This window comes from Sphaerotilus uruguayifluvii (assembly GCF_013294065.1).
In the GTDB taxonomy this organism is placed as follows: Bacteria; Pseudomonadota; Gammaproteobacteria; order Burkholderiales; family Burkholderiaceae_C; genus Sphaerotilus; species Sphaerotilus uruguayifluvii.
Genome location: NZ_JABSNM010000006.1, coordinates 18,313 through 43,598, shown reverse-complemented (window position 1 = coordinate 43,598; position 25,286 = coordinate 18,313). Strand labels below are relative to the sequence as shown.

Here is a 25,286-nt window from a genome sequence, read left to right as displayed (position 1 = left end):
CCGCCAGCGTAGACGCGCCCGCCCTCGCCCGGCCGGACGAACAGCCGCGACGCCGCGGGGCTGTTCACGCCATCGCGCCGGCCGCGCCGGCCTACAGTGGCCAGCATCTCCTCCTGGGTGCCCACCGGAAGCCGCGCATGAAGCATGTTCTCGTCATCGACGACCAGCCCGAGATCCGGGAGCTGATCCGGCTGACCCTGGAGATCGAGCATCTCGAGGTCCACGAGGCCGGCGACGGCAGCGCCGGCCTGGCCGCCGCGCTGCGCCTGCGCCCGGACCTGGTGCTGCTCGACGTGGTGATGCCGGGGGCGCTCGACGGCTTCGCGGTCTGTCAGCGCCTGCGCGGCGACGCCGCGCTGCGGCGCACGCCGGTCATCATGCTGACCTCGAAGACCGACGCGGCCGACCGGCGCCGCGGCCTGGAATCCGGCGCCAGCGCCTTCCTGACCAAGCCCTTCAGCCCGCGGCAGCTGCTCTCGGTGGTGAGCCGCCTGGCCTGAGCGCGGCGGGCCGGCTCACGGACAGGCTCACAGCGGCGCCAGGCCGCGGAATTCCTTCATCGTCGTGTCGAGCAGCCGGCCCTTGCGCGCGCGCCGGCCGACCCAGCCGGCCAGCGCGTTCGGCTTCAGGTCCTCGTCGCGCGGCCTGGCGCCGCGGCCCAGGCCGCTGACGCGCAGACCGCCCTCGCCCAGCACCGTCACCGCCAGCAGCGGATCGGCCTGCAGGTCGATGTCGGCCATCAGCATCAGGCCCCGACCGCCGCCGGCCTGGTGCTTGAGCTCGTCCAGGCCGAAGACCAGCAGCCGGCCGGTGGCGCTCAGGCAGGCCACGCGGCTGTGCGAGGCCTCCACCGGCACCGGCGCGAACCACTGCTCGCCCGGCTCCAGCGTCAGGAAGGCCTTGCCGCCCTTGTTGCGCGCGAACAGGTCGCCCAGGCGCGCCAGCAGGCCGGTGCCGCCGCTGTGCGCCATCAGCAGCATCCGGTCGGCCGGCCCGGTCAGGTAGTGCAGCACCTGCGTGCCCGGCTCCAGATCGATCAGCGAGGTGATCGGCGCGCCGTCGCCGCGCGCGCCGGGCAAGGCGCTGACCGCCACCGAGTAGACGCGGCCGTTGCTCGCGCAGGCCACCAGCGTGTCGACGGTGCGGCACTCGAAGGTGCCGTGCAGCGCGTCACCCGCCTTGAAGGCGAAGCCGGCCGGATCGTGGCCGTGGCCGGTGCGCGCACGCACCCAGCCCTTCTGGCTGACGACGACGGTGACCGGCTCGTCGGCCACCCGGACCTCGGCCACGGCCTTCTTCTCGGCCTGGATCAGCGTGCGGCGCTCGTCGCCATGCTGCTTCGCATCGGCCTCGATCTCGCGGATGACCAGCCGGCGCAGCGAGGCCGGGTTGCCCAGGATGTCGTCCAGCTTGGCCTGCTCGCCGCGCAGCTCGGCCAGCTCCTGCTCGATCTTGATCGCCTCCAGCCGCGCGAGCTGGCGCAGGCGGATCTCCAGGATGTCCTCGGCCTGGCGCTCGCTCAGGCGGAAGCGCGCGATCAGCGCAGCCTTCGGCTCGTCGCTCTCGCGGATGATGCGGATCACCTCGTCGAGGTTGAGCAGCACCAGCTGGCGGCCCTCCAGCACATGGATGCGCTCGCTGACCCGCTCCAGGCGGTGCGCGGTGCGCCGGCGCACCGTGTCGAGCCGGAAACCGGTCCACTCGAGCAGCACCTGGCGCAGGCTCTTGGGCGTCGGGCGGCCGTCCAGCCCGATCATCGTCATGTTGATCGGCGCCGAGCTCTCCAGGCTGGTGTGCGCCAGCAGCGTCGTCACCAGCTCGCGCAGCTCGATCGTGCGGCTGCGCGGCTCGAAGACCAGGCGCACCGCCGCCTCCTTGCCGGACTCGTCGCGCACGCCGTCGAGCACCGCCAGCACCGCGCCCTTGAGCTGGACCTGCTCGGGCGTCAGCGCCTTCTTGCCGGCCTTGATCTTCGGGTTGGTGATCTCCTCGATCTCCTCGAGCACCTTCTGGCTGCTGGTGCCCGGAGGCAGCTCGGTGACCACCAGCTGCCACTGGCCGCGCGCGAGTTCCTCGACCTTCCAGCGCGCGCGCACCTTCAGCGAGCCGCGCCCGGTGCGGTAGGCCTCGCGGATCTCGGTCTCGCTGCTGATGATCTGGCCGCCGCCCGGATAGTCGGGGCCGGGCACCAGCGCGTGCAGCGCGTCGTCGCTCAGGTGCTCGTCGCGGATCAGCGCGACCGCCGCGGCGGCGACCTCGCGCAGGTTGTGGCTGGGCACCTCGGTGGCCAGGCCGACGGCGATGCCGCTGGCGCCGTTGAGCAGCACGAAGGGCAGGCGCGAGGGCAGCTGGCGCGGCTCCTCGGTCGAGCCGTCGTAGTTGGGCACAAAGTCGACCGTGCCCTCGTCGATCTCGTCGAGCAGCAGCCGCGCGATCGGCGCCAGGCGCGCCTCGGTGTAGCGCATCGCCGCCGCGCCGTCGCCGTCGCGGCTGCCGAAGTTGCCCTGGCCGTCGATCAGCGGATAGCGCAGCGAGAAGTCCTGCGCCATGCGCACCAGCGCGTCATAGGCGGCGGTGTCGCCATGCGGGTGGAAGCGGCCGAGCACGTCGCCCACGACGCGCGCGCTCTTGACCGGCCGCGCGCCGCCGGTGCTGCCGTTGCTGGCGCGCTGCGTCGCCAGCCCCATGCGGTGCATCGCGTAGAGGATGCGCCGCTGCACCGGCTTCTGGCCGTCGCCGACGTCCGGCAGCGCGCGGCCCTTGACGACGCTCAGCGCGTATTCGAGATAGGCCCGCTCGGCGTAGTGCGCCAGCGTCAGCGCGTCGTCGGAGGAGGAAGGGGGGGAGAAGTCGATCGTCGTCTGGTCCATCGTCGGGCATCAGGCGTGCATGTGCACCGGGCGCCCGATTGTGCAGGACAACGACGGCACCGCGTCGGCGGACCGGCGGCGGCGGACCGCCACCCCGTCCTCGAAGGGCAGATCGAGCGTGCTGCAGTGCAACGGCGGATCGAGGTCGATGGCCTCGGCGCGGGGATCGGTGCGTGCGGCAGCCGCCGCGGTGCGCGAGCCGCCGCGCGGCGCCCAGTCGGCGCAGGTGTCGGCGAAGCAGGCCGGCAGCAGGTCGTCGCTGCGCAGGCCGTCGCGCGGCGGCGGCGGCTGGGTGCGCGGCCCGGCGCCGGCCTCGGACGGCCGCGATGCCGGCCGCGCCGGATCGGGCCGATGCTGGCCGTCGTTGTCGTAGCGCCGGCGACGGCTGCGCAGGTGGCGCCGCCCCGAGAACAGCGCCATCAGCACCAGGATCAGCAGCAGCTGCACCGCCACCGAGATCACGCCCAGATCGAACATGGCCCTTCCCCCGCACCGGCCGGCCATGGCGACCGGCCGACCTCATTGCATTCAGTCGAACTTGACCGAGACGCCGGTCGTCAGCAGCGTGTCGCCCTTCTTGCGGCCGGCGCCCGGATCGGAGTTGTAGGCGTAGCTCAGGCCGACGTTCAGGTTCATCGCGTTCGACAGCGCCACCGCCAGGCCCGAGCCGAAGCTGGCGCGGAACTCGCCGCGCTCGCGCAGGTTCGGGTACACGGTCAGGCGCTGGAAGACGCTGACGGTGTCGCTCAGGCGGTGCTGCGACTCCTCGCCGAGCAGCACCGCGGCGTAGTTGTAGCTCGAGCGCATCTCGCCGGCGACCAGCGCGGCGTCCACATAGCGGTCGGCGTTCCAGGCCAGGCCGCCGAAGACGTCGAGCGTGTCGGTCTCGGTGCGGATCAGGTGCAGGCCGGCACCGGCGCCGACCACGCCGCGCAGCGACAGGTTGGCCGGACGGTTGTGCTCCAGGTCCGCCAGGCCGAAGGCGAAGGTGCTCGGGCCGAGGTTGTAGTCGTAGCGGGCGCCGGCACGCAGCTGCTCGGCGGTGGTGGTGCCCTGGCTGCTCGCGTACAGCGCGGAGGCCTGCACGCCCAGCTTGTCCTGGTCGGTGATGCGGACGCCCTGGCCGGCGAGCGAGAAGCTCGAGGTGCGGCTGTTGCCGGACGACAGGCTCGCCCCGAGGCCCAGCGCGGCGCGGAAGCGGCCGTCGGCCTTCTGCGTGGCGGCCGGAGCGGCCGGGGCGGCGGTCTGGGCCTGCGCGGCAGCGGCGGCTCCCAGGGCGACGACGGACAGCAGGGCGGACGCGAGGCGGTGGTTCATGAGCGTGGGCATCGTGAGTGTCGGATGGCGGATCCGCCACGTTCGGACGGACTCCGGTCTTCCCCCCCGTCAGGCCTGCCAGGCGTGCCTGACGCCTGACCCTTGCCCGCCGCGTGCGGCGGGAAAAAAACCCTCCCTGGGTTTTCTCGTGGGTCGGTCACCTTCGGGGGGGAGTCACGGCAACCGACGTCGTCATGATGGCCGCCACGTGACATGCTGACGCCCGCTGCCCGGCCGGGACCGTCCCCGACCGAGGTCGGGTGACAGCCGCGCGCCGCGTGTCGCGCGTGTTCCTCGCGCGGCCCGGCCTACCAGCTCGCCGCGTAGGAATCCGGGTCGAAGCGCGGATGGCGGGTGAAGGCGCCGGTGTCGACGAACTCGAACTGGTTGAGCCGGAGTCGGCGCAGCGTCATCAGCGTGACCGGGCTCCAGCGCTCGTCCGGATCGCCCTGCACGAAGAAGTCCGTGCCGATGTCGGCGACGTACAGGCCGTACTTCTGCATCGCCCGCGCGACGGTGCGCGACTGCTCGTTCCACCAGAACGGGATCTCGAAGTCGGCGCGCAGGCGCAGCAGCGCGCCGAACGGGATGCCCTCGGCGCGGGTGTTGCCCGCGGAGTGGCGTGCCGGCCAGACATGGCGGCGGTCGAGCACCGCGTCGCGGAAGGTCACCCGCAGCGCGTGGCGGATCACGCCCGACTCGACCTCCTCGGCACGCAGCAGCAGCGGCAGGATCGGCAGGCCGGCCGCGTCGCCCGAGGTCCAGCCGTCCGGACGCATCGCCAGCGACTTCAGGTCCCAGGCCGCGGTCGAGTAGGCGCTCCAGCGCCCGGCGCTGTCCTGGTAGCTGAAGTAGCTCTCCCAGAGCCGGCAGGCGCCGCCGGCGCCCTTCTCGAGCACCAGCACATGGCGGTCGCCGCAGCGTGCCGGATCGCTGCACTGCCCGCCCTCGGCGCGCACCTGGCCGTCGAGCGGGAAGGGAAAGCGCCGCCGCGTCGGGATCACGCCGTCGCAGCCGCGCCGGATCGTCGCGCGGCCCTGCTCGAGCACGGCGCAGTCGCTCTGGTCGGGCGCGCCCGAGCCGTTGCCGTCGCGCGCATCGACGATGGCGTGGTTGACCAGCGGCCAGCGGGTGGTGCGCTCGCTGCCGTCGACGACGTTCCACGGCACGCCGTAGTACTTGCCGGTCTTCGTCGGATCGGCCTCGCTGCCCCAGTCCGGATGCAGCGCCCGGCCGGCGCCGATCATGCCGATCCACTCGGCGCTGCGCGCATGGGCGGGGAAGCGCATCACGTCGTCGATGCGCTGGTTGAACACCGCCTGCGGCGGAAACATCTCGCAGCCGGCGATCATCGGCGCGGGCTCGGCCGCGGCGGCCCTGCCGGGTGCGCACGGCAGCAGCGCCAGCAGCACGGCAGGCAGACAGGAAAGAAGGGGAGAGAAAAGGCGAAGGCGGGCGGCCATGTCGATCAGCGAAGATGAACTTCGCCGAGTATCGATCGAGGCACGCCCGCCGCACCGCCCCCGGGGATCCCGGGATCGAGGGGAATCTGGCAGATTCCTTGAATTATGAAAAAAGCTCCTCCCTGCCAGTTATGTTCCCTGCGGGCCGTCCGCGGGGGAGGACAAGCAGCCCGCAGGAAGAAGTGTGGCCGTGGGGCCCGGCCGGCGCACCCGTCCAAAGCATGGCTCCGCCGCTGAGCCCGCCGCCGCACGCACCGCTCAGGCCGGCGGCACCAGCCGGTGCTTGAGCGCCAGCAGCACCGCCTCGGTGCGGTTGCCCACGCCCAGCTTGGACAGGATGTTGGTGATGTGGAACTTGACGGTCGGCAGCGCGATGTGCAGCTGCTCGGCGATGTCCTGGTTGGTCAGGCCGCGCGCCATCAGCGTCAGCAGCTCGCGCTCGCGCTGCGTCAGGTCGGCACCGGGCTGGCCGGTCTGCGACGCGGCGATCAGCGCCTCGGTGGCCTCCGGCGACAGCACCCGGCGCCCGCCGTGCGCGGCGCGGATCACGTTGACCAGCTCCTGCGCCGAGGCGGTCTTGGTCAGGTAGCCGCTGGCGCCGGCCTGCAGCGCGCGCTGCACCTCGGCCGGCTCGGTCAGGCTGGTCAGGATGACGAAGCGGGTCGAGGGCAGCAGCGGGCGCAGCCGCGTCATCGCCTCGACGCCGTCCATCTGCGGCATCAGCAGGTCCATCAGCACCACGTCGGGCGCCAGGTCCGGCGCGATGCGCACCGCGTCGGCGCCATGCGAGGCCTCGCCGACCAGATCGAAGTCCGGCTCGCCGCGGATCATCGCGGCCAGGCCGTTGCGGATCATCGGATGGTCGTCGACGACGAGAATGCGCAGCCGCTGGCGGTCGTGCGAGGCGGGATTGCCGTTCATGGTTCGAGCTCTCTGTTGTCGTTGATGGATGCGGGACAGGCCACGTTCTCGCCCGGCGATACGGCCGACGCGGGCAAGGAGGAAGAAACGGAAGAGGTGGCCGCGGCGCCGGACGCCCAGGCCGGGCGCGACGGGCCGGGCAGGTCGAGCACGATCTCGGTGCCCTCTCCCGGCGCGGACTGCAGCGCCCAGGCCGCACCGATCGCGGCGGCGCGCTCGGCCATGTTGCCCAGGCCGAAATGGCCGGGCCGGGCCTGCGCCATGTCGAAGCCGTGGCCGTCGTCGACGATGTGCAGCCGCCCGCCCCGGCCCTGCGGGTCGGGCCGCCACTCGAGCAGCGCGTTCGAGGCGCCGCTGTGGCGGACGATGTTGGACAGCGCCTCCTGCACGATGCGGTAGATCTGCACCCGCACGGCATCGTCGAGCCGGTCCTCGCGGCCGATGCGCCGCGTCAGCTCGATGCCGCCGCGGCTGGCCATCGCGTCGGCCGCGTGCTGCAGCAGCTCCGCCAGCGGGGTCGACTTCAGCGCGTCCGGGCGCAGCTCGAACAGCAGCATGCGCATCTCGGCCAGCGCGCCCTGGTTGAGCCGCGCCAGCACCTCGGCCTGCTCGCGCAGCGCCGGCGCGTCCGGGTGGTCGAGCCGCTCGGCCAGCCGCGACAGCGTGCCGGCGATGACGTTGGCGGCGAACAGCGTCTGCGAGACCGCGTCGTGCAGGTCGCGCGCGATGCGGTTGCGCTCGGCCACCACCGCCAGGTCCTTCTCGCGCGCCAGCAGCTGCGCGTGGCGCATCGCCAGGCCGGTCTGGCTGCTGACGGCCGCCAGCAGGCGCATGCGCTCCTCGTCGAAGTAGTCCGGCTCGACATGGTCGACGCGCAGCACGCCCATGACCTGCTCGCGCGACTTCAGCGGCAGCGCCATCCAGGCGCGCGTGCCGCGGTACAGGCCGGAGGTGCGCGCGTCGTCCGCCAGCCAGGACCACAGCCACGACAGCAGGCTCTGGCGCACCCGGTTCTCGACGATCGGCCGGCCCTCGCGCTCGATCTGCTCGTAGCGCTGCAGGTTGGCGCGCGACAGCCGCATGCCGGTCAGGTCCTCGCGGGGCACCGGCGCGGCGCCCTCGCCGCCGGCCGCGTCCTGCGCCTCGGCGGCGTGGCGGTAGCCCATCAGCACCACCTGCGCGCCGCTGTCGCGGTCGGTGCGCCCCCAGACCGAGGCGCTGGTGTAGGCCATGGTCTGCTCGAGCGCGCCCAGCGCCTCGTCGATCAGCTCGTGCAGCTCCGACTTCGAGGCCAGGCCGATCGACAGGTCCTGCAGCGTCGAGAGCTCGTGCGTGCGCAGCTTCAGGCGCCGGCCCAGCGCCTCGGTCTGCGCCAGCAGCTCGCGCTGGCGCCGCCGCCAGACCTCGACCATGCGGCGCAGCGTCGCGCCGGCATGGCGCAGCTCGGCGCTGATCGGGCGCAGCGGCAGGTTGATCTCGTCGAGCGGGCTGCTGCGGCGCAGCTGCTGGGCGGCGACGGCGAACTCGCGCAGCGCGCGACCGACCCGGCGCGCCAGCAGCGCCGCCGACAGCGCCGAGACCGCGCCGGTGGCCAGCACCGCCAGGCACGGCGCCGACGGCAGCGCCAGCGCCCAGTGCATCAGCGCCGCGGCCAGCAGCGCCGGCGCGAACGTCGCGGCCGCGAACTGCCAGTGCAGCGCAAGGCCGTCGACATGGCGGCGGCGCAGCGTGGCGAGCAGGGACATGGCCGCGCTCAGCCGGCGCGGACCGGCGTGCCGGTCGTGTCCGGCGCCGCGGCGCCGGAGGACGCCGGCAGCGGCTCCGGCGACGCGACCGGCGACGAGGCCGGCGGCAGCGACGACGCGGACGACGCCGGCGACCGCTCGCGCAGCGCCTCGAGCGCCTCGCCGAGCAGGCGGGCGGCGATGTCGCGCCCGCCCAGGCCGAGCGCCACGCCCGTGCCGATGGCGAGCGCGCCGACCACCGCACCGAAGCCCAGCGCGACGATGTCGGCCGGCAGGCCCGCCTGGCGCAGCGCCAGCGCGGCGGCGAAGAACAGGATCGCGCCGCGCACCAGCGAGGCCAGCGCCGGCGCGCCGCAGGCGCCGCTGGCCCGCACCAGCGCGGCGACCCGGCCCGACACCCACAGGCCGCCGGCCATCACCACCGCCGCGGCCGCGACGCCGGCCAGCACCGTGCCGGCGCCGGCCACCATCCGGGTCAGGATCGCGAAGCCCAGCACCTCGCAGGCCTGCATCACCGCCACCATCACGATGGCGAACATCACCGCCGAGCCGGCCAGCTCGGACGGCGTGCGCGCGCCCGCGCGGCGCAGCTCGCCCAGGCCGAGATGCAGGCCGATCCGGTCGAAGCCCAGGCCGGCGAGCACGCCGGAGGCGATGCCGGCCACCGCGCGGCCGACCAGCGCCGCCACCGCGACGATGACCGCCGACGCGGTGACCTTCGGGATCAGCGCGATCACCGTGTCGAGCAGATGGCTGACCGGCCGGGTCACCGCGTCGAGCCCGAGCGGCTCGAGCGCGGCCGCCAGCACCGGCAGCAGCACGAAGGCGAACACCAGCGATCCCGCCACGCCGGCCAGGCCGCCCTCGCCCAGCGAGACGCCCAGGCCCAGCCGCTCGGCCAGCCGCTCCGAGCCGGCCGCACGCAGCATGCCGGTGACGATCTGGCGCAGGATGCGCGCGACCAGGAAGCCGACGCCGAAGACGACGGCGGTGCCCGCCAGACTGGGCAGGAAGCCCATGATGCGCGACATCATCACGTTGACCGGATCGAGCAGGCCGCGCAGCTGCAGCGTCTCGAGCAGGCCCGGCAGCGCGAACAGCCACACCACGCCGGCGCCCGCCTGCGCGAGCAGCGCCGACAGGCCCGGCGACTGCAGCCGCGTGTCCAGTCCGGCGCGCAGGCCCAGCCGGAGGATGGCCGCGCGCACCAGCCGGCCGCCGATCCAGGCCGCCAGCGCCATCGCCAGCGCGCCGACCAGCCGCGGCGCATGCGGCCCGAGCGCCGCGAGCAGCGGCCCCAGCAGCGTGTTCACCTGTTCCATGATGTCCTCCCTTGCCCCGGTGCGGCCGCAGGGCGGGCCGACGGCCCGCTCGGACGTCCGCTCAGATGTCGACCTCGACCGCGTCGCCGTGCAGCTCCATCAGCTCGCGCCGCGCCGCCGCCTCGCCCTTGCCCATCAGCCGGCCGAAGGAGCGGGTGGTGTCCTCGAGGTCGACCGGCCCGAGCTCGACGCGCAGCAGCCGGCGGGTGTCGGGATTGAGCGTGGTCTCCCAGAGCTGCTCGGCGTTCATCTCGCCCAGGCCCTTGAAGCGGCTGACCGACCAGGCGCCCTCGCGCGCGCCTTCCTTGCGCAGCTTGTCGAGAATGGCCTGCAGCTCGCCCTCGTCGAGCGCGTAGAGCTTGGCCGCGGGCTTCCTGCCGCGCGCCGGCGCATCCACCCGGAACAGCGGCGGGCGCGCGACGAAGACGTGTCCTGCCTCGATCAGCCTGGGGAAATGGCGGAAGAACAGCGTCAGCAGCAGCACCTGGATGTGCGAGCCGTCGACATCGGCATCCGACAGGATGCAGATCTTGCCGTAGCGCAGGCCCGACAGGTCGGGCTGGTCGCCCGGCCCGTGCGGATCGACGCCCACCGCCACCGCGATGTCGTGGATCTCGTTGTTGGCGAAGAGCCGGTCGCGCTCGACCTCCCAGGCGTTGAGCACCTTGCCGCGCAGCGGCAGGATGGCCTGCGTCTCCTTGTCGCGGCCCATCTTGGCGCTGCCGCCGGCCGAGTCGCCCTCGACCAGGAAGACCTCGTTGTCGGCGATGTCGCGGCTCTCGCAGTCGGTGAGCTTGCCCGGCAGCACCGCCACGCCAGAGCCCTTGCGCTTCTCGACCTTCTGGCCGGCGCGCTGGCGGGCCTGTGCCTGGCGGATCACCAGCTCGGCGAGCTTCCTGCCCTGCTCGACATGCTGGTTCAGCCACAGCTCGAGCGCCGGGCGCACGAAGGACGACACCAGTTTCAGCGCATCGCGGCTGTTCAGGCGCTCCTTGGTCTGGCCCTGGAACTGCGGATCGAGCACCTTGGCCGACAGCACGAAGCTGGCGCGCCCGAACACGTCGTCGGGCATCAGCTTGACGCCCTTCGGGCACAGCGCATGCAGCTCGATGAAGCCCTTGACGGCCTGGAACAGGCCGTCCTTCAGGCCGGCCTCGTGCGTGCCGCCGGCCACCGTCGGGATCAGGTTGACGTAGCTCTCGCGCAGGCTGGCGCCCTCCTCGAGGAAGGCCACGCACCAGGACGCGCCCTCGCCCTCGGCGAAGCTGTCGCTCTCGCCGGCGCCGGCGTGGCGCGCGCCCTCGAACAGCGGGATCAGCGGCTCGGTGCCGAGGTTCTGCGCCAGGTAGTCGCGCAGGCCGGCCGCATAGCACCAGGTCTGGGTCTCGCCGCTCTTCTCGTGGTGCAGCGTGACGGTGACGCCGGGCATCAGCACCGCCTTGCTGCGCAGCAGGTGCATCAGCTCGCCGCGCGGCAGCTCCGGGCTCTCGAAGTACTTCGCGTCGGGCCAGACGCGCACCGTGGTGCCCTGCCTGCGGTCGCCCGACGCGGGCGAGCCGGCCGGACGCACCACCAGCGGCTCGATCACGTCGCCGCCGGAGAAGGCCAGCGTGGCAACCTGGCGCTCGCGCCAGACCGTCACCTGCAGCCGGGTCGCCAGCGCATTCGTCACCGACACGCCCACGCCGTGCAGGCCGCCGGAGAAGCTGTAGGCGCCGCCGGAGCCCTTGTCGAACTTGCCGCCGGCATGCAGCCGGGTGAAGACGATCTCGACCACCGGCACGCCCTCTTCGGGGTGCAGGCCGAAGGGAATGCCGCGGCCGTCGTCCTCGACCGAGACCGAGCCGTCGACATGCAGCGTCACGCCGATGCGCCGGCCGTGGCCGGCCAGCGCCTCGTCGGCGGCGTTGTCGAGCACCTCCTGCACGATGTGCAGCGGGTTGTCGGTGCGGGTGTACATGCCCGGGCGCTGCTTGACGGGCTCCAGGCCCTTGAGCACCCGGATCGAGGCCTCGCCATAGGCGGACGGGGCGGTGGACGCGGCGGAGTTCGCGGAATTCGTGGTCTTGGTGGCCATGGCGGGCGATTGTAGGCAGGTCGACCGCCGCGCCCGTCGTGGCGGCGACGGCCGGGGTTCGTGAATTTCGCTACAGTGTCCGGCCATGAGCACCACCGCCTCCGCCTCGCCGCCCGCCCCGTCCGGCCCGCCTGCCCGGCTGCCGATGCACCAGGTCCTGCTGTGCGGGGCGCTGGTGGTGACGCTGTCGATGGGCATCCGCCACGGCTTCGGCCTGTGGCTGGCGCCGATCACGATGGAGCGCGGCTGGACGCGCGAGACCTTCGCGTTCGCGATGGCGGTGCAGAACCTGGCCTGGGGCGTGGCCGGGCCGGTGGCGGGCATGCTGGCCGACCGCTTCGGCGCCTTCCGGGTGCTGGCCGGCGGCGCGCTGCTCTACGCGCTCGGGCTGGTGCTGATGGCGCTGTCGCCCACCGGCGCGGCCTTCACCGCCAGCGCCGGACTGCTGATCGGCGTGGCGCAGTCGGGCACGACCTACGCGGTGGTCTACGGCATCATCGGCCGCCAGATCGACCCGGCGCGGCGCTCCTGGGCGATGGGCGTGGCGGCGGCCGCCGGCTCCTTCGGCCAGTTCCTGATGGTGCCGGTCGAGCAGTGGCTGATCGCCTCCTTCGGCTGGCAGCAGGCGCTGATGATGCTGGGCGGCGCGGCGCTGGTGATCGCGCCGCTGGCGCGCGGCCTGCGCGAGCCGGTCGCCGCGAGCGGCCCGGCACGCGCGCAGCAGAGCATCGGCGCGGCGCTGCGCGAGGCCTTCGGCTACCGCAGCTTCCAGTGGCTGATGGCCGGCTACTTCGTCTGCGGCTTCCAGGTGGTCTTCATCGGCGTGCACATGCCCAGCTACCTGAAGGACCACGGCCTGGCCCCTCAGGTCGCCACCACCGCGCTGGCGCTGATCGGCCTGTTCAACGTCTTCGGCACCTACGGCGCAGGCGCGCTCGGCCAGCGCCTGGCCAAGCGCCACATCCTGGCCACCATCTACCTGCTGCGCTCGGTGACCATCACGCTCTTCCTGGCCGCGCCGCTGACGCCCGCCAGCGTCTACCTGTTTTCGGCGGTGATGGGCGTGCTGTGGCTGTCGACGGTGCCGCCGACCAACGCGGTCATCGCGCAGATCTTCGGCGTGCAGTACCTGTCGATGCTGGGCGGCTTCGTGTTCCTGAGCCACCAGGTCGGCTCCTTCCTGGGCGTGTGGCTGGGCGGGCGGCTCTACGACGCCACCGGCAGCTACGACATCGTCTGGTGGCTGGCGATCGCGCTGGGCGTGTTCGCCGCGCTGGCCAACCTGCCGGTGCGAGAGGGCCCGATCGCGCGCACGGCCGCGCAGCCGGCCTGACATGCGCGCGCCGCAGCGCTGGGCCCTGCGCCTGCTCGCCGCCGGCGTGCTGGCGCTGGTGTTCATGAGCTATCTTCGCCCCTCGCTGATCGTCGAGCTCGGCAACCGCCTGTGGAGCTGCTTCTGAAGTCCTCGCCCCCGCCCTCGCCCCCTGAGTCCGCGCTGTCCGTGCTGCCGCATGGCAGCGGCGCCCCCTCGTCCTGGATCACCCGCCACGCGCCGCTGATCGCCGGCCTGGCCGACGGCGCGCGGGTGCTCGACCTGGCCTGCGGCGCCGGCCGCCACGCACGCTGGCTGGCCGCGCAGGGCGCACGGGTCACCGCGGTCGACCGCGACGCCGCGGCGCTGGGCGCGCTGGCCGGCGCGGGCCTGCCCGGCATCGGCACGCTCGAGGCCGATCTGGAGCCGCCCGAGGGCGCGCCCTGGCCGCTGGCGGGCCTGCGCTTCGATGCGGTCGTCATCACGAACTACCTCTGGCGGCCGCGCCTGGACGAGGCGGTCGCGCTGCTGGCGCCCGGCGGCGTGCTGCTGCACGAGACCTTCGCGCAGGGCCACGCCCGCTTCGGCCGGCCGAGCCGGCCCGACTTCCTGCTGCGTCCGGGCGAGCTGCTCGAGCTGGCGCGACGCCACGGCCTGACGGTCGTCGCCTACGAGGACGGCGTGCTGCAGGATCCCCCGCGGCGGGTGCAGCGCATCGCCGCGGTACGCGAGGCCGAGGCCCCGGACAACGGTCCGTCGGCCGACGGACCGCTCCATCCGTTGCCTTCCAGGGGCTGAAGCCGACCGCCCCGGCGGACGCGCACCCGGAGATTCCCCCTTCCCGCCAGTTTAGAATTCACGGATCACAAGGACCTCAGCACATGAATCCGATCACAGGCAGCATCGTCGCCCTCGTCACCCCGATGCACGAGGACGGCAGCGTCGACTATCCCAGCCTGCGCCGGCTGATCGACTGGCACGTCGCCGAAGGCACGGCGTGCATCGGCGTCGTCGGCACGACCGGCGAATCGCCGACGGTGTCGGTCGACGAGCACTGCGAGATCATCCGCGTCGCCGTCGAGCAGGCCGCCGGCCGCGTGCCGGTGATGGCCGGCGCCGGTGGCAACTCCACCCGCGAGGCCATCGAGCTGGCGAAGTTCGCCAAGGACGTCGGCGCCGACTGCACGCTCAGCGTCGTGCCCTACTACAACAAGCCGTCGCAGGAAGGCATCTACCAGCACTTCCGGGCCATCGCCGAGGCGGTGGACATCCCGATGATGCTGTACAACGTGCCCGGCCGCACGGTGGCAGACATGCTGCCCGAGACCTCGCTGCGCGCCGCGCAGCTGCCCGGCGTCTTCGGCATCAAGGAGGCGACCGGCAACATCGAGCGCGCCGCCTGGCTGATCAAGCACGCACCTGAGGGCTTCGGCGTCTACTCGGGCGACGACGGCACCGCCATCGCGCTGATGCTGCTGGGCGGCCGCGGCAACGTGAGCGTCACCGCCAACGTCGCCCCCCGCCTGATGGCGCAGATGTGCCACGCCGCCGTCGAGGGCGACGTGAAGACCGCCCGAGACATCCACTTCCGCCTGGCCACGCTGAACAAGCTGATGTTCGCCGAACCGAACCCGGTGCCGGTGAAGTGGGCGATGCAGCGCCTGGGCCTGTGCGGCGGCACGCTGCGCCTGCCGATGGTGCCGATGTCCGAAGGCCTCGTCCCGGGCCTGGAAGGCGCGATGCGCGAGGCCGGCCTGCTCTGATCGTCCGAGTGCCCTTGCCGATGAACACGATGACCCCGATGTCCCTGCGCCCGGTCGCCTGCGGCACCGCGCTGCTGGCGCTGGCCCTGGCCGGCTGCACCGTCACCTCCGAGTCCCTGACGACCAAGATCGACTACCGCTCGGCCGCAGCCACGCCGGCGCCGACGCTGCAGGTGCCGCCGGACCTGACGCAGCTGTCGGGTGATCCGCGCTACCAGCCGCCGGTCGGCGGCAGCGTCAGCGCCACCGCGCTGCAGGCGGCCACCACCGAGACCGGCACGGTCACGGCCAGCCCCGCCACCGCGGTGACGCCGGCGGCGAAGGCCGACCTGCGCATCGAGCGCGCCGGCCAGCAGCGCTGGCTGGTGACCCGCCAGACGCCCGAGCAGCTCTGGCCGGTGCTGCGCCAGTTCTGGCAGGACAGCGGCTTCTCGCTGGCGACCGACCAGCCCCAGGTCGGCGTCATGGAGACCGACTGGGCCGAGAACCGTGCCAAGCTGCCCGACGACCTGGTCAGCCGCACCGTCGGCAAGGTGCTCGACCGCCTGCGCGACAGCAGCGAGCGCGACCGCTACCGCACCCGCGTCGAGCGCAACGGCGATGTCACCGAGGTCTACATCAGCCACCGCGGCCTGCAGGAAGTCTCCAGCGGCAGCAAGGAGCGTGGCGAGACCTTCAGCTGGGTGAACCGGCCGAGCGATCCGGGCCTGGAGGCCGAGATGCTGGCGCGCCTGATGCTGCGCCTGGACGCGCCCGACGAGATCGGCAAGCCCTCGCCGAAGGCGATCGACGGCGCGGTGAAGTCGGTCGAGGCCACCCCGTCGCAGCAGCCGCGCGCGCGCGCGCTCGAGGGCCAGCCGGGCGCTGCGCTGCAGGTCGACGACAGCCTGGAGCGCAGCTGGCGCCGCGTCGGCCTGGCGCTGGACCGCAGCAGCTTCACGGTCGAGGAGCGCGACCGCGGCGCCGCGACCTTCGCGATCCGCTACGTGGATCCGAAGCTGGCCGGCAAGGAGGAGCCCGGCTTCTTCTCGCGCATGTTCGGTGCGCGCAAGGAAGACCTCAGCGGCACCCGCTACCGCCTGCGCCTGAGCGTCAGCGGCGAGCGCACCGTGGTGTCGGTGCTCGACGACAAGGGCGCGGCCGCACGCGACGAGGGCGCGGCGAACATCGTCAATCTGCTGGTCAGCGAACTGCGCTGAGATTGCCGCCCCTGTCCGTGCCGCCTGCGCGGCACGCCGGCGCCCCGCCGGAGCGTTTGCTCCCGCGGGGCGTCTTCATTTTCAGGAAACCTTCAGCTTTCAGGCTCGCGGATATTCAAGCGTCGCCCCGAGAACCGGAACTGAAACCCGCAGGGACGAAAAAAAGCCGCCTTGCGGCGGCTTTTTCATCGCGCTCGAAGCGCGTGCGTCGAATTACTTCGAAGCAGCGGCGTCAACAGCGGCCGAAGCGGCTTCGACAGCAGCCGAAGCGGCTTCAACGACGGCCGAAGCGGCTTCAGCGGCCGGAGCGGCAGCGGAGGCAACGGCTTCAGCAGCCGGGGCAGCCGGAGCGGCGGCCGGGGCTTCTTCCTTCTTGCCGCAAGCGGCCAGGGCAGCGGCAGCGATCAGGGCGGCCATCAGGAGCGACTTGTTCATGCTTATACCTCAGTCAAAGAGAGTCGGACAATTACCGGTAATCGAGGCCTCTCCGACATGCGGCCAGCATTGCCGCGGTCTTCAAGTGCCATCACGGAAACAGAAAGCTCGAGCATTTCTGCACCGCAGCCTTCCATTGTACATCAAGAAACCACTCTTCCTGCAGACCACGAAAGGCAACGTCGGGATCGCCAACGCACTTCCGGATCGGATGCACCAGACCGGGACAACCCGGTGTTGCAGCAGAGCACCATTATCGTCACCCGGGCGCACCTTCGGCGAGCCGTGCACCACAGGTGTTTCAATTACGCGACTGTGCCCGGCAGCGGATGGATCCAGCCGTCGTCGCACCACTGCTCGAGCAGCGCGCGCAGCTCCGGGCTGGCGGCGGCAACCGTCGCGGCATCGAGCTGGCGCGCGTCGGCCAGCCGGCGCAGCACCTCGGCATCCTCGTCGGCCGCGTGCCAGGAGTCGCCGTTCATGAAGACGTGCGCGTCGTCGTAGAGCATGATGCTGCGCGCGTCGAGCCGCACGCCGCCGTCTTCGGGCAGCGGATCCTGCGCGATCTCGAAGCTGACGTTCGCCTTCGGCTCGCTCAGGTATTCGCCCAGCGCGCGGGCCAGTGCGCCCGGCTCGTCGAGCACCCGGCGCAGCGCCGTCTCGGTGAACTGCAGCAGGTCCGTCGGGATGCGCCCCGGCGTGGTGGTGGCGGGCTGCTGCGGATCCAGGTAGACGACCGGGCGGGTGCCGGCATCCGACTCGTCCTCGACCGCGTCGGCCACCCGCAGCAGTGTCTCGCGGGCCAGCTCGCTGCGGTGCGGCGAGCGGAAGCCCACCGAGCAGGTCATGCACTCGCCGCCGACCGCGTCGCCGTCATGCGCCCAGCCCGGCGGCAGGTAGAGCATGTCGCCGGGCTCGAGCACCCATTCCTGCTCGGGCGCGAAGTTCTCGATGATCTTGACCGGCAGGCCCTCGCGCAGCGTCGCGTCCGGCATGCGGCCGATGCGCCAGCGCCGCCGTCCGGCCACCTGGATCAGGAAGACGTCGTAGGAGTCGAAGTGCGGGCCGACGCCGCCGCCCTCGGCCGCCCAGGAGATCATCAGGTCGTCCAGGCGCGCCTGCGGCACGAAGCGGAAGCGCGTCAGCAGCTCCTGCGCCGCCGGCACATGCAGGTCCAGCCCCTGCACCAGCACCGTCCAGTCGCGCTGCTTCAGCGGCGGCAGGCTGCGCCGGCCCAGCGGGCCGCGCACCAGCTTCCAGTCGGCGTCGTCGCCCTGGCCGTGGCGCACCACCAGGCGCGACTCGACCTCGTCGCTCTCGGCCAGGCGGAACAGGTCGGCGCGGCTGATCGGCGGCTGCACGCCCGGCAGCGCCTGGCGCACCAGCAACGGCTGGCGCTGCCAGTGACTGCGCATGAAGTCGGCCGCGCTCAGGCCGCCGAGCAGCGCGACGGGCTGGTCGATCGGCGCGACCGCGGGATCGGGGTGGCGGGTGACGGAAGTCTTGTTCGTGTTCATCCGCACATTGTGCCGGGGCGTGAACGAGGCACACCTTGAGCGGATCGGCATGCGATGATTGCGCCCATGCAGATCCAAGCCCCCTGCGTCGTCAGCCTGAGCTGGCGACTCGAAGACGCCCATGGCCAGCTCATCGACGAGCTGACGGAGCCGCTCGAATTCCTCGTCGGCGGCGACGACCTGTTCCCGAAGGTCGAGGAGGCCCTGGCCGGCCACGGCGAGGGTCACGAGACCACGCTGCACCTCGAGCCCGAGCACGCCTTCGGCGACTATGACGCGCAGCTGGTGTTCTTCGAGGAGCGCTCGATCTTCCCGGAGCAGGTCGAGGTCGGCATGCGCTTCGAGGGGCCGCCGCCGGGCAGCACCACGCCGGACATGCCCGCCGACGTGATCTATTCGGTCACCGAGGTCTACGACACGCATGTGGTGCTCGACGGCAACCATCCGCTGGCCGGCATCGCGCTGGTGCTGCAGATGAAGGTGCACGCGGTGCGCGAGGCCACCGACGAGGAGATCGAGAACGGCGGCATCGGCGACGGCGAGGCCAGCCTGGTCGACCTCGCGCCCCCGGGCACGACGCTGCACTGAGCCGGTCCGAGGCTTGAAGATACAAGGCCCGGGGCCCGGGGCCCGGAACCTCAGCCCTTCGCGGCCACGCCGGTCGAGCCGAAGCCGCCCAGGCCGCGGGCGCTGTCGCCGCTGAACTCGGCCACCACCTTCAGGCGCGGGCGCACCACCGGCACGAACAGCAGCTGCGCGATGCGGTCGCCCGGCTCGATGACGATGGCCTCGCCCGCCGGGTTGCGGTTCCAGACGCTGACGTAGATCTGGGCCATGTAGTCGGCGTCGATGATGCCGGTGCCGTTGCCCAGCACCAGGCCCTTCTTGTGGCCCAGGCCCGAGCGCGCCACGATCATCGCGAAGAAGGCGTCGGAGTCCATGTGCATCGCCAGGCCGGTCGGCACCAGCTGCGCGGCGGCCTGCGGCTCGATGCGCAGCGGCGCGTCCAGGCAGGCGATCAGGTCGATGCCGGCGGCCAGGTCGGTCTGATAGCGCGGCAGGCCCCAGGCGTGCAGGCGCTCGTCGAGGATGCGGACCTCGATCTCGGGGGCGAAGGTGGGGGCGGAGAAAGCATTCATCCGGCGGATTATCGCCGGGCTCATTCCTGCGGCCGGACCACCACCTTGCCGAGCACCTGGCGCGCGGCCATGCGCGCGATCGCGTCGCGGGCGCCCTCCAGCGGCAGACGCTCGCTGACGCAGGGCCGGATGCGCCCCTGCGCGAAGGCCTCGGCCAGCTGGCGCATGTTGTGCGCATGCCGCGCCGGATCGCGCCGCACCGCGTCGCCCCAGAACACGCCCAGCATCTGGCGCTCCTTCAGCAGCAGCAGGTTCAGCGCCACCTTCGGGATCTCGCCGGCGGCAAAGCCGACCACCAGATAGCGGCCGCGCCAGGCCGTGGCCCGCAGCGCCGCCTCGGCGAGCGCCCCGCCCACCGGGTCGAGCACCATCTGCACGCCCTGCCCGCCGGTCAGCACATCGACCTGGCGGCGCAGATCCTCGCGGTGATAGTCGATGAGCTCGTGCGCTCCATGCTGGCGGCACAGCGCCAGGCGCTCGGCGCTGGACGCGGCGGCGATCACCCGCGCGCCGAGGTCGCGCGCGATCTCGATCGCCGCCAGGCCGACGCCGCCGGCCGCGCCCAGCACCAGCAGCGTCTCGCCGCGCTGCAGCCGGCCGACATCCTGCAGCGCGTGCAGCGCGGTGCCGTAGGTCAGCAGCAGCGCCGCGCCCGTGTCCATGTCCATGCCCTCGGGCAGCGGCAGCAGCTGCGCGGCCGGCACGATCGCCTGCTCGGCGAAGCCGCCGTGGCCGCAGAAGCTCATCACCCGCTGGCCGGGCTGCCAGGCGCTCACGCCCTCGCCCACCGCGGTGATCGTGCCGGCCAGCTCGGCGCCGGGCGAGAACGGCAGCGGCGGGCGCACCTGGTAGAGGCCCTGGACGATCAGCGCGTCGGGAAAGTTCAGCGAGGCGGCCTCGACCGCGATCCGCACCTGGCCCGGTCCGGGCTCGGGCAGCGGCACCGTCTCGAGCGTCAGGTCGGCGATCGGGCCGAAGGCGTGGCAGATCAGGGCGCGCATGGTGGCGGACATCGGCGAGGGCTCCGGGCAGCGTGGGACGACGGGAGCGCAGTCTGTGCGCAGACGGGCCGGCGGCGCTGACACCCGAGCGACAAGGCAGGGAAAGCGCGGAGCCGGACGCCGGGGCCGCCGCGGGCGTGCGGCCGCCGGATCAACCGCCGAAGAGCGCCTGCCCGAGCCGCCAGCCCAGCGCCACCGCCGCCAGCGCGCCCAGCAGGTGCGCCGCGCTGTGCGCAAGCGCCAGCGGCACCTGCCCCGCCTGCAGCAGCAGCAGGGACTCGCCCGAGAAGGACGAGAAGGTGGTCAGGCCGCCCAGGAAGCCGGTGACGATCAACAGCCGGCTGTTAGTAGCTTCTGGATGAAGGTGAAACCAGACCAGGGCCAGGCCGATCAGGAAGCCACCGACCACATTGACCAGGAGCGTGCCCAGCGGAAAGCCGGCGACGACGAAGCCGAGCCGCAGCGAGGCCTGCCAGCGCAGGATCGCGCCCAGCGCGGCGCCGAGCGCGACCGCGCCGGCCTGGAGCGCGACCGCGGCCAGGCTCACGGCGCGGGCACCGAGGCGTTCGTGCTGGCGATGCCCCAGCGCGCCAGCGCCCGCTCGTCGCTGACCCGCGCGTCGACCCAGCGCGCGCCCTCGGGCGTCGTCTCCTTCTTCCAGAACGGCGCCTCGGACTTGAGCCAGTCCATCAGGAACTCGCAGGCCTGGAAGGATTCGCCGCGGTGCATCGAGCTGACGGCCACCAGCACGATCTGGTCGCCGATGGCCAGCGGGCCGACGCGATGCACCACCCTCGCGGCGCGGATGTCGAAGCGGCGCAGCGCCTCGTCGATCATCGCCTCGATGGCGCGCTCGGTCATGCCGGGATAGTGCTCGAGCTCCATCGCGCTGATCGAGGCGCTGTCCGGGTCGGGCTGGCCGGCGTGGCGGTCGCGCACCGTGCCGATGAAGGTGGTGACCGCACCCACCGCGCCGTCGCCGGCCCGCAGCGCGGCGACCTCGGCGGAGAGGTCGAAGTCCTCGGTCTGGATGGAGACGCGCGGGCGCGCGGGCGTCGTCGGGCTCATGGCCTCAGCCTCCGGTGACCGGCGGGAAGAAGGCCACCTCGGCGCCGTCGGCGATCTCGGCGGTCTCGGCGCACATGGTCTGGTTCAGCGCGGCGCGCAGGGCGCGGCCGCGGGCCAGCATCTCGGCATGCGCGCCGCCGCGCGCGATCAGCTGGTCGCGCAGCGCGCCGACCGTCAGCGCCGGCGCGCCCGGCTCGAGCGCCAGCGCCTCGCCGGCGCCCAGGGCCTCGCGCAGCGAGGCGAAATAGCGGATCTGGATCGTCATCGTTCTTGTCTCCGGGATCGGTCGGTCCGGCTCAGCCGAGCGCGGCCAGCGGGATGAAGCGCACCGCCTCGCCCGCCGAGATCGCCTGGCCGGCGGCGATGTCGACCAGGCCCTCGGCCCAGACCGCCGAGGTCAGCACGCCCGAGCTCTGGTTCGGGAACAGCAGCACGCGGCCGTCGTCGCCCACGCGGGCGCGCACGAACTCGCGCCGGCGATCGGGCTTCGGCCAGTCGAAGCCGGCGGGCAGCGGCAGCGCCGGCAGCCGCGCGGCCTGCTCGGCAGGCACGCCCTGCATCGCCAGCAGCAGCGGGCGCACCGTCAGCAGGAAGGTCACGAAGACCGACACCGGATTGCCCGGCAGGCCGATGAAGGCGGCCTCGCCGGCGCCATCCGGGCGGCGCACCGCGCCGAAGGCCAGCGGCTTGCCCGGCTTCATCGCCACCTGCCACAGCGACAGGCGGCCCTCGGCCTCGACCGCGGGCTTGAGGTGATCCTCCTCGCCGGCGGAGACGCCGCCGGAGGTGACGATCAGGTCATGGTCGGCCGCGGCCTCGCGCAGCGCCGCGCGGGTGGCCTCGCGGCGGTCGGGCACGATGCCCAGATCGTCGACCTCGCAGCCCAGCGCCTGCAGCAGGCCGCGCAGCGTGTAGCGGTTGGAGTTGTAGATCGCGCCCGGGCGCATCGCCTCGGGCGCGACCTCGCCCGGCATCACCAGCTCGTCGCCGGTCGAGAAGACCGCCACGCGGGGCCGGCGCGCGACCGTCAGCGTGGCGGCGCCCACCGAGGCGGCCAGGCCCAGCGCCGCCGGCGTCAGCCGGGTGCCGGCGGCCAGCACCACCGCGCCGCGCGCGACATCCTCGGCACGGCGGCGCACCCACTGGCCCGGCGTCGGCACCTGGTTCACGCGCACCGAGCCGTCGGGCAACGCCTCGCAGACCTCCTGCATCACCACCGCATCGGCGCCGGCCGGCACCTGCGCGCCGGTGAAGATGCGCGCCAGCGTGCCGGGCTGCAGCGCCTCGCCGACGTGACCGGCCGGGATGCGCTGCGACACCGGCAGCACCGTGCCCTCGGCCGGCACGTCGGCCGCGCGCATCGCGTAGCCGTCCATCGAGGTGTTGTCGGCCGGCGGCACGTCCAGCAGCGAGACGACATCGGCAGCCAGCACGCGGCCGAGCGCCTCGGCGGTCGGCAGGACCTCGGGCTCGGCGGCGCAGACCGGCGCCAGGTCCGCCAGCAGGGCCGAGAGCGCCTCGTCGAGGCTGCGCAGCGCGGCGCGGCGCGGCGCCTCAGTCGGAATCGGGAGCGTGGTACTCATAGCGGGAAGGATCGCTGCGGAGGAAATCGGCCAGCGCCCCGGCCTCGGCCTCGTCGAGGTCGAAGCGCGGCAGGCCGCAGGCATGGGGCAGCGCGTCGGCGGCAGGCACCGCCAGCGCGACGACGAACGGATCGTCCGGATACAGCGGCCGCGCGCCATGCGCGGCGCGCCAGACCTCGATCTTGGGCAGATCGGCGTGCTTGAAGCCCTCGACCAGCACCCAGTGCTCCAGGCCCAGCGCCGAGAGGTCGCTCAGCTCGGCCAGCATCTGGTGCACCGAGAGCTCGGCCTCGGTCTCGAACTCGCGCATCAGCGCCAGCCGGTGGCCGTTGGCGACCAGCACCTCGAAGGCGCCGGCCTCGCGGTGGCGGAAGCTGTCCTTGCCGGGACGATCGATGTCGAAGCGCTTGTGCGCATGCTTGACGACCGAGACGCGGCAGCCGCGCGCCTTCAGCGCACGGATGAGCTTCTCGGCCAGCGTGGTCTTGCCGGAGTTCGAGCTCCCGCACAGTCCGATGACCTGCATCGCGGGCCGGGCCTTGCCGCTCAGAGCGGCACGTGGTCGCGGACGTACTGCTTGACGACCTGCGTGTCGGCCGGCACCACCTGGAAGCGCTTCGGGCGCGATTCCAGATCGGCCAGCGCGGCCGGACGCGGCGCCTTGACCTCCGAGCCCAGCGCCTCGGCGATCGTGCCCTCGAACTTGGCCGGCAGCGCGGTCTCCAGCACGATCATCGGCACGCCTTCCTCGCGCAGTTCGCGCGCGACCTTCACGCCGTCGGCGGTGTGGGTGTCGATCAGCACGCCCTGGCCTTGATACGTGGCGCGGATCGTCGCCAGGCGGTCGGCGTGGGTCGAGCGGCCGGCCTGGAAGCCGTAGCCGGCCACGCGGGCGAACTCCTCGGCGGTCAGCGTGAAGGCGCCCTCGCCGGCGATCGCGTCATGGAACAGCGCCTTGGTGCGTGCGCCGTCGCGGCCGACCAGATCGCAGATGAAGCGCTCGAAGTTCGAGGCCTTCGAGATGTCCATCGAGGGGCTCGAGGTCTCGTAGGTCTCGCTGCTCGCGCGCACGCGGTAGGTGCCGGTGCGGAAGAACTCCTCCAGCACGTTGTTCTCGTTGGTGGCGACGACCAGGTGCTTGACCGGCAGGCCCATCTGCCGCGCGACGTGGCCGGCGCAGACGTTGCCGAAGTTGCCCGACGGCACGGTGAAGCTCACCACCTCGTCGTTGCTCTTCGTCGCCTGGAAGTAGCCGGCGAAGTAGTAGACGACCTGGGCCAGCAGGCGCGCCCAGTTGATCGAGTTGACGGTGCCGATGCGGTAGGCGCGCTTGAACTCGAGGTCGTTGGAGACCGCCTTGACGATGTCCTGCGCGTCGTCGAACACGCCCTCGACCGCCAGGTTGTGGATGTTCTCGTCCTGCAGGCTGAACATCTGCGCCTGCTGGAACGGGCTCATGCGGCCGTGCGGGCTCAGCATGAAGACGCGCACGCCCTTCTTGCCACGCATCGCGTACTCGGCCGCGCTGCCGGTGTCGCCGCTGGTGGCGCCCAGGATGTTGAGCTGCTCGCCGCGGCGACCCAGCTCGTACTCGAACAGGTTGCCCAGCAGCTGCATCGCCATGTCCTTGAAGGCGAGCGTCGGGCCGTTGGACAGGCCCTCCAGGCACAGGCCCGGCTCCAGCGCGGTGAGCGGCGTGATCGCGGCGGTGCCGAAGACCTCGGCCGTGTAGGTCCTGTCGACCAGCGCCTTCAGGTCCAGCGGCGGGATGTCGTCGATGTAGAGCGACAGGATCTCGAAGGCCAGTTCGGCATACGACAGGCCGCGCCAGCGCGCCAGCTTCGCCGCATCGATCTTCGGGTAGCTGACCGGCAGGTACAGCCCGCCATCGGGCGCCAGGCCCTCCAGCAGGATCTCGCAGAAACGGCGGGGGGTCTGGTCGCCTCGGGTGCTGATGTATTTCACTTGGAGTCGTCGGGACAGGGGTCGGGAAAAGCGTTCTTGCGGGTATCGAGCAGGTCCTGGATCAGCGCGAGCCGATCGGCATAGGCCGCGACCTGGGGACACTGCCGGGCCAGCGAAGCATAGATTGTCGCCGCTTCTGACAGCCCTGCCGCATCGGCAGGCTCTCGCACCGTCGCCAAGCGCACTAGAGAGATCGCAAGATCATCGAGCGCCTCCGGCGTCCCGCCCAGCCTCTCCACCAGCTCCCGGCGAATCCCCAGGCTTTCTCGGTACGCGCTCTCCGCTCCCGTCCAGTCGCCCTGCGCCTGCGCCACCTGGCCCACGTTGTCCAGCGAGATCGACACGTCCCGCAGCGCCTCCGGCGTCCCGCCCAGCCTCTCCACCAGTTGCCGGCTGATCTCCAGACTTTCCCGGTACGCCACTTCCGCGCCCGACCAGTCGCCCTGCGCCTGCGCCACCTTGCCCACTCTGTTCAAGGACACCGACACGTCGCGCAGCGCCTCCGGCGTCCCGCCCAGCCTCTCCACCAGCTCCCGGCGAATCCCCAGGCTTTCTCGGTACGCGCTCTCCGCTCCCGTCCAGTCGCCCA

26 protein-coding genes are annotated in these 25,286 nt (G+C 72.5%); 7 read left to right on the top strand and 19 right to left on the bottom strand.

The annotated features are described in order from the left end of the window. Positions 1-137: 137 nt before the first annotated feature. Positions 138-500: a response regulator gene (locus HNQ01_RS08370; RefSeq protein ID WP_173804919.1), complete on the top strand. Its 363-nt coding sequence runs from the start codon at positions 138-140 to the stop codon at positions 498-500. A 27-nt stretch (positions 501-527) separates the two neighbouring features. Here the strand turns inward: HNQ01_RS08370 and parC are convergent, their stop codons facing one another. The 8 genes from parC to HNQ01_RS08330 form a co-directional block, all read right to left on the bottom strand. After that, on the bottom strand, positions 528-2,870 hold the full coding sequence (gene parC / locus HNQ01_RS08365; RefSeq protein WP_173804918.1) for a DNA topoisomerase IV subunit A: 2,343 nt from the start codon (positions 2,868-2,870) through the stop codon (positions 528-530). A gap of 9 nt (positions 2,871-2,879) precedes the next feature. After that, positions 2,880-3,347, bottom strand: coding sequence for a hypothetical protein (locus HNQ01_RS08360; protein WP_173804917.1), 468 nt, complete (start codon positions 3,345-3,347; stop codon positions 2,880-2,882). A gap of 51 nt (positions 3,348-3,398) precedes the next feature. Next, the gene (locus HNQ01_RS08355) at positions 3,399-4,199 is read right to left on the bottom strand and encodes a DUF481 domain-containing protein (RefSeq protein ID WP_173804916.1); all 801 of its coding nucleotides are present in this window, start codon (positions 4,197-4,199) and stop codon (positions 3,399-3,401) included. Between the two features lie 296 nt (positions 4,200-4,495). Beyond that, the gene (locus HNQ01_RS08350; protein WP_173804915.1) at positions 4,496-5,599 is read right to left on the bottom strand and encodes a hypothetical protein; all 1,104 of its coding nucleotides are present in this window, start codon (positions 5,597-5,599) and stop codon (positions 4,496-4,498) included. A 309-nt stretch (positions 5,600-5,908) separates the two neighbouring features. After that, positions 5,909-6,571 (bottom strand): response regulator, encoded by a 663-nt coding sequence (locus HNQ01_RS08345; protein WP_173804914.1) that lies wholly within the window; start codon positions 6,569-6,571, stop codon positions 5,909-5,911. Further along, complete coding sequence (locus HNQ01_RS08340) at positions 6,568-8,316, bottom strand: GAF domain-containing sensor histidine kinase (RefSeq protein WP_173804913.1); 1,749 nt, start codon at positions 8,314-8,316, stop codon at positions 6,568-6,570. Before HNQ01_RS08340 ends, HNQ01_RS08345 begins: the two co-directional genes overlap by 4 nt. Positions 8,317-8,324: 8 nt before the next feature. Next, positions 8,325-9,638, bottom strand: a complete 1,314-nt coding sequence (locus HNQ01_RS08335; RefSeq protein WP_173804912.1) for a mechanosensitive ion channel — start codon at positions 9,636-9,638, stop codon at positions 8,325-8,327. 61 nt (positions 9,639-9,699) lie between these two features. Next, positions 9,700-11,715, bottom strand: a complete 2,016-nt coding sequence (locus tag HNQ01_RS08330) for a DNA topoisomerase IV subunit B (RefSeq protein WP_173804911.1) — start codon at positions 11,713-11,715, stop codon at positions 9,700-9,702. 85 nt (positions 11,716-11,800) lie between these two features. On the opposite strand from HNQ01_RS08330, the gene HNQ01_RS08325 reads away from it, so the two are divergent. From HNQ01_RS08325 to bamC, 5 genes are all read left to right on the top strand, one after another. After that, entirely contained in the window at positions 11,801-13,048 is a 1,248-nt protein-coding gene (locus tag HNQ01_RS08325) for an MFS transporter (RefSeq protein ID WP_434801491.1), read from the top strand. Position 13,049: 1 nt separating this feature from the next. Continuing rightward, the gene (locus HNQ01_RS22380) at positions 13,050-13,175 is read left to right on the top strand and encodes a hypothetical protein (RefSeq protein WP_286180604.1); all 126 of its coding nucleotides are present in this window, start codon (positions 13,050-13,052) and stop codon (positions 13,173-13,175) included. A gap of 41 nt (positions 13,176-13,216) precedes the next feature. Beyond that, complete coding sequence (locus tag HNQ01_RS08320; protein WP_434801494.1) at positions 13,217-13,825, top strand: class I SAM-dependent methyltransferase; 609 nt, start codon at positions 13,217-13,219, stop codon at positions 13,823-13,825. Positions 13,826-13,908: 83 nt separating this feature from the next. Beyond that, complete coding sequence (gene dapA / locus HNQ01_RS08315) at positions 13,909-14,790, top strand: 4-hydroxy-tetrahydrodipicolinate synthase (RefSeq protein ID WP_173804910.1); 882 nt, start codon at positions 13,909-13,911, stop codon at positions 14,788-14,790. A gap of 29 nt (positions 14,791-14,819) precedes the next feature. Then, positions 14,820-15,989, top strand: a complete 1,170-nt coding sequence (bamC, locus tag HNQ01_RS08310; protein ID WP_286180601.1) for an outer membrane protein assembly factor BamC — start codon at positions 14,820-14,822, stop codon at positions 15,987-15,989. Between the two features lie 213 nt (positions 15,990-16,202). On the opposite strand, the gene HNQ01_RS08305 is transcribed toward bamC, so the two are convergent. Together HNQ01_RS08305 and HNQ01_RS08300 are read right to left on the bottom strand one after the other, a co-directional pair. Next, complete coding sequence (locus HNQ01_RS08305) at positions 16,203-16,424, bottom strand: hypothetical protein (RefSeq protein ID WP_173804909.1); 222 nt, start codon at positions 16,422-16,424, stop codon at positions 16,203-16,205. Between the two features lie 305 nt (positions 16,425-16,729). Continuing rightward, entirely contained in the window at positions 16,730-17,941 is a 1,212-nt protein-coding gene (locus HNQ01_RS08300; RefSeq protein WP_286180599.1) for a cupin domain-containing protein, read from the bottom strand. A 66-nt stretch (positions 17,942-18,007) separates the two neighbouring features. Between HNQ01_RS08300 and HNQ01_RS08295 the strand changes: the two genes are divergently transcribed. Further along, positions 18,008-18,529, top strand: coding sequence for an FKBP-type peptidyl-prolyl cis-trans isomerase (locus HNQ01_RS08295; protein ID WP_173804908.1), 522 nt, complete (start codon positions 18,008-18,010; stop codon positions 18,527-18,529). Between the two features lie 50 nt (positions 18,530-18,579). Here the strand turns inward: HNQ01_RS08295 and dut are convergent, their stop codons facing one another. The 9 genes from dut to HNQ01_RS08250 form a co-directional block, all read right to left on the bottom strand. Beyond that, positions 18,580-19,080 (bottom strand): dUTP diphosphatase, encoded by a 501-nt coding sequence (dut, locus tag HNQ01_RS08290; protein WP_173804907.1) that lies wholly within the window; start codon positions 19,078-19,080, stop codon positions 18,580-18,582. A gap of 20 nt (positions 19,081-19,100) precedes the next feature. Further along, on the bottom strand, positions 19,101-20,081 hold the full coding sequence (locus HNQ01_RS08285; RefSeq protein ID WP_173805079.1) for an NADPH:quinone oxidoreductase family protein: 981 nt from the start codon (positions 20,079-20,081) through the stop codon (positions 19,101-19,103). Between the two features lie 151 nt (positions 20,082-20,232). After that, the gene (gene crcB, locus HNQ01_RS08280; RefSeq protein WP_353621663.1) at positions 20,233-20,628 is read right to left on the bottom strand and encodes a fluoride efflux transporter CrcB; all 396 of its coding nucleotides are present in this window, start codon (positions 20,626-20,628) and stop codon (positions 20,233-20,235) included. Next, positions 20,625-21,149 (bottom strand): molybdenum cofactor biosynthesis protein MoaE, encoded by a 525-nt coding sequence (locus HNQ01_RS08275; RefSeq protein ID WP_173804906.1) that lies wholly within the window; start codon positions 21,147-21,149, stop codon positions 20,625-20,627. The genes crcB and HNQ01_RS08275 overlap by 4 nt, the downstream gene beginning before the upstream one ends. A gap of 4 nt (positions 21,150-21,153) precedes the next feature. Beyond that, positions 21,154-21,414 (bottom strand): MoaD/ThiS family protein, encoded by a 261-nt coding sequence (locus tag HNQ01_RS08270; RefSeq protein ID WP_173804905.1) that lies wholly within the window; start codon positions 21,412-21,414, stop codon positions 21,154-21,156. 31 nt (positions 21,415-21,445) lie between these two features. After that, positions 21,446-22,732, bottom strand: coding sequence for a molybdopterin molybdotransferase MoeA (locus HNQ01_RS08265; RefSeq protein ID WP_173804904.1), 1,287 nt, complete (start codon positions 22,730-22,732; stop codon positions 21,446-21,448). Beyond that, positions 22,704-23,258 carry a molybdopterin-guanine dinucleotide biosynthesis protein B gene (gene mobB / locus HNQ01_RS08260; RefSeq protein WP_173804903.1) on the bottom strand — a complete coding sequence of 185 codons (555 nt, stop codon included), beginning with the start codon at positions 23,256-23,258 and terminating at the stop codon, positions 22,704-22,706. The genes HNQ01_RS08265 and mobB overlap by 29 nt, the downstream gene beginning before the upstream one ends. Before the next feature lie 20 nt (positions 23,259-23,278). Continuing rightward, positions 23,279-24,697 (bottom strand): threonine synthase, encoded by a 1,419-nt coding sequence (thrC, locus tag HNQ01_RS08255; RefSeq protein ID WP_173804902.1) that lies wholly within the window; start codon positions 24,695-24,697, stop codon positions 23,279-23,281. Continuing rightward, positions 24,694-25,286, bottom strand: a 593-nt coding sequence (locus tag HNQ01_RS08250; RefSeq protein ID WP_173804901.1) for a tetratricopeptide repeat protein, incomplete at its 5' end; no start/stop codon positions are given. The genes thrC and HNQ01_RS08250, both read right to left, overlap by 4 nt.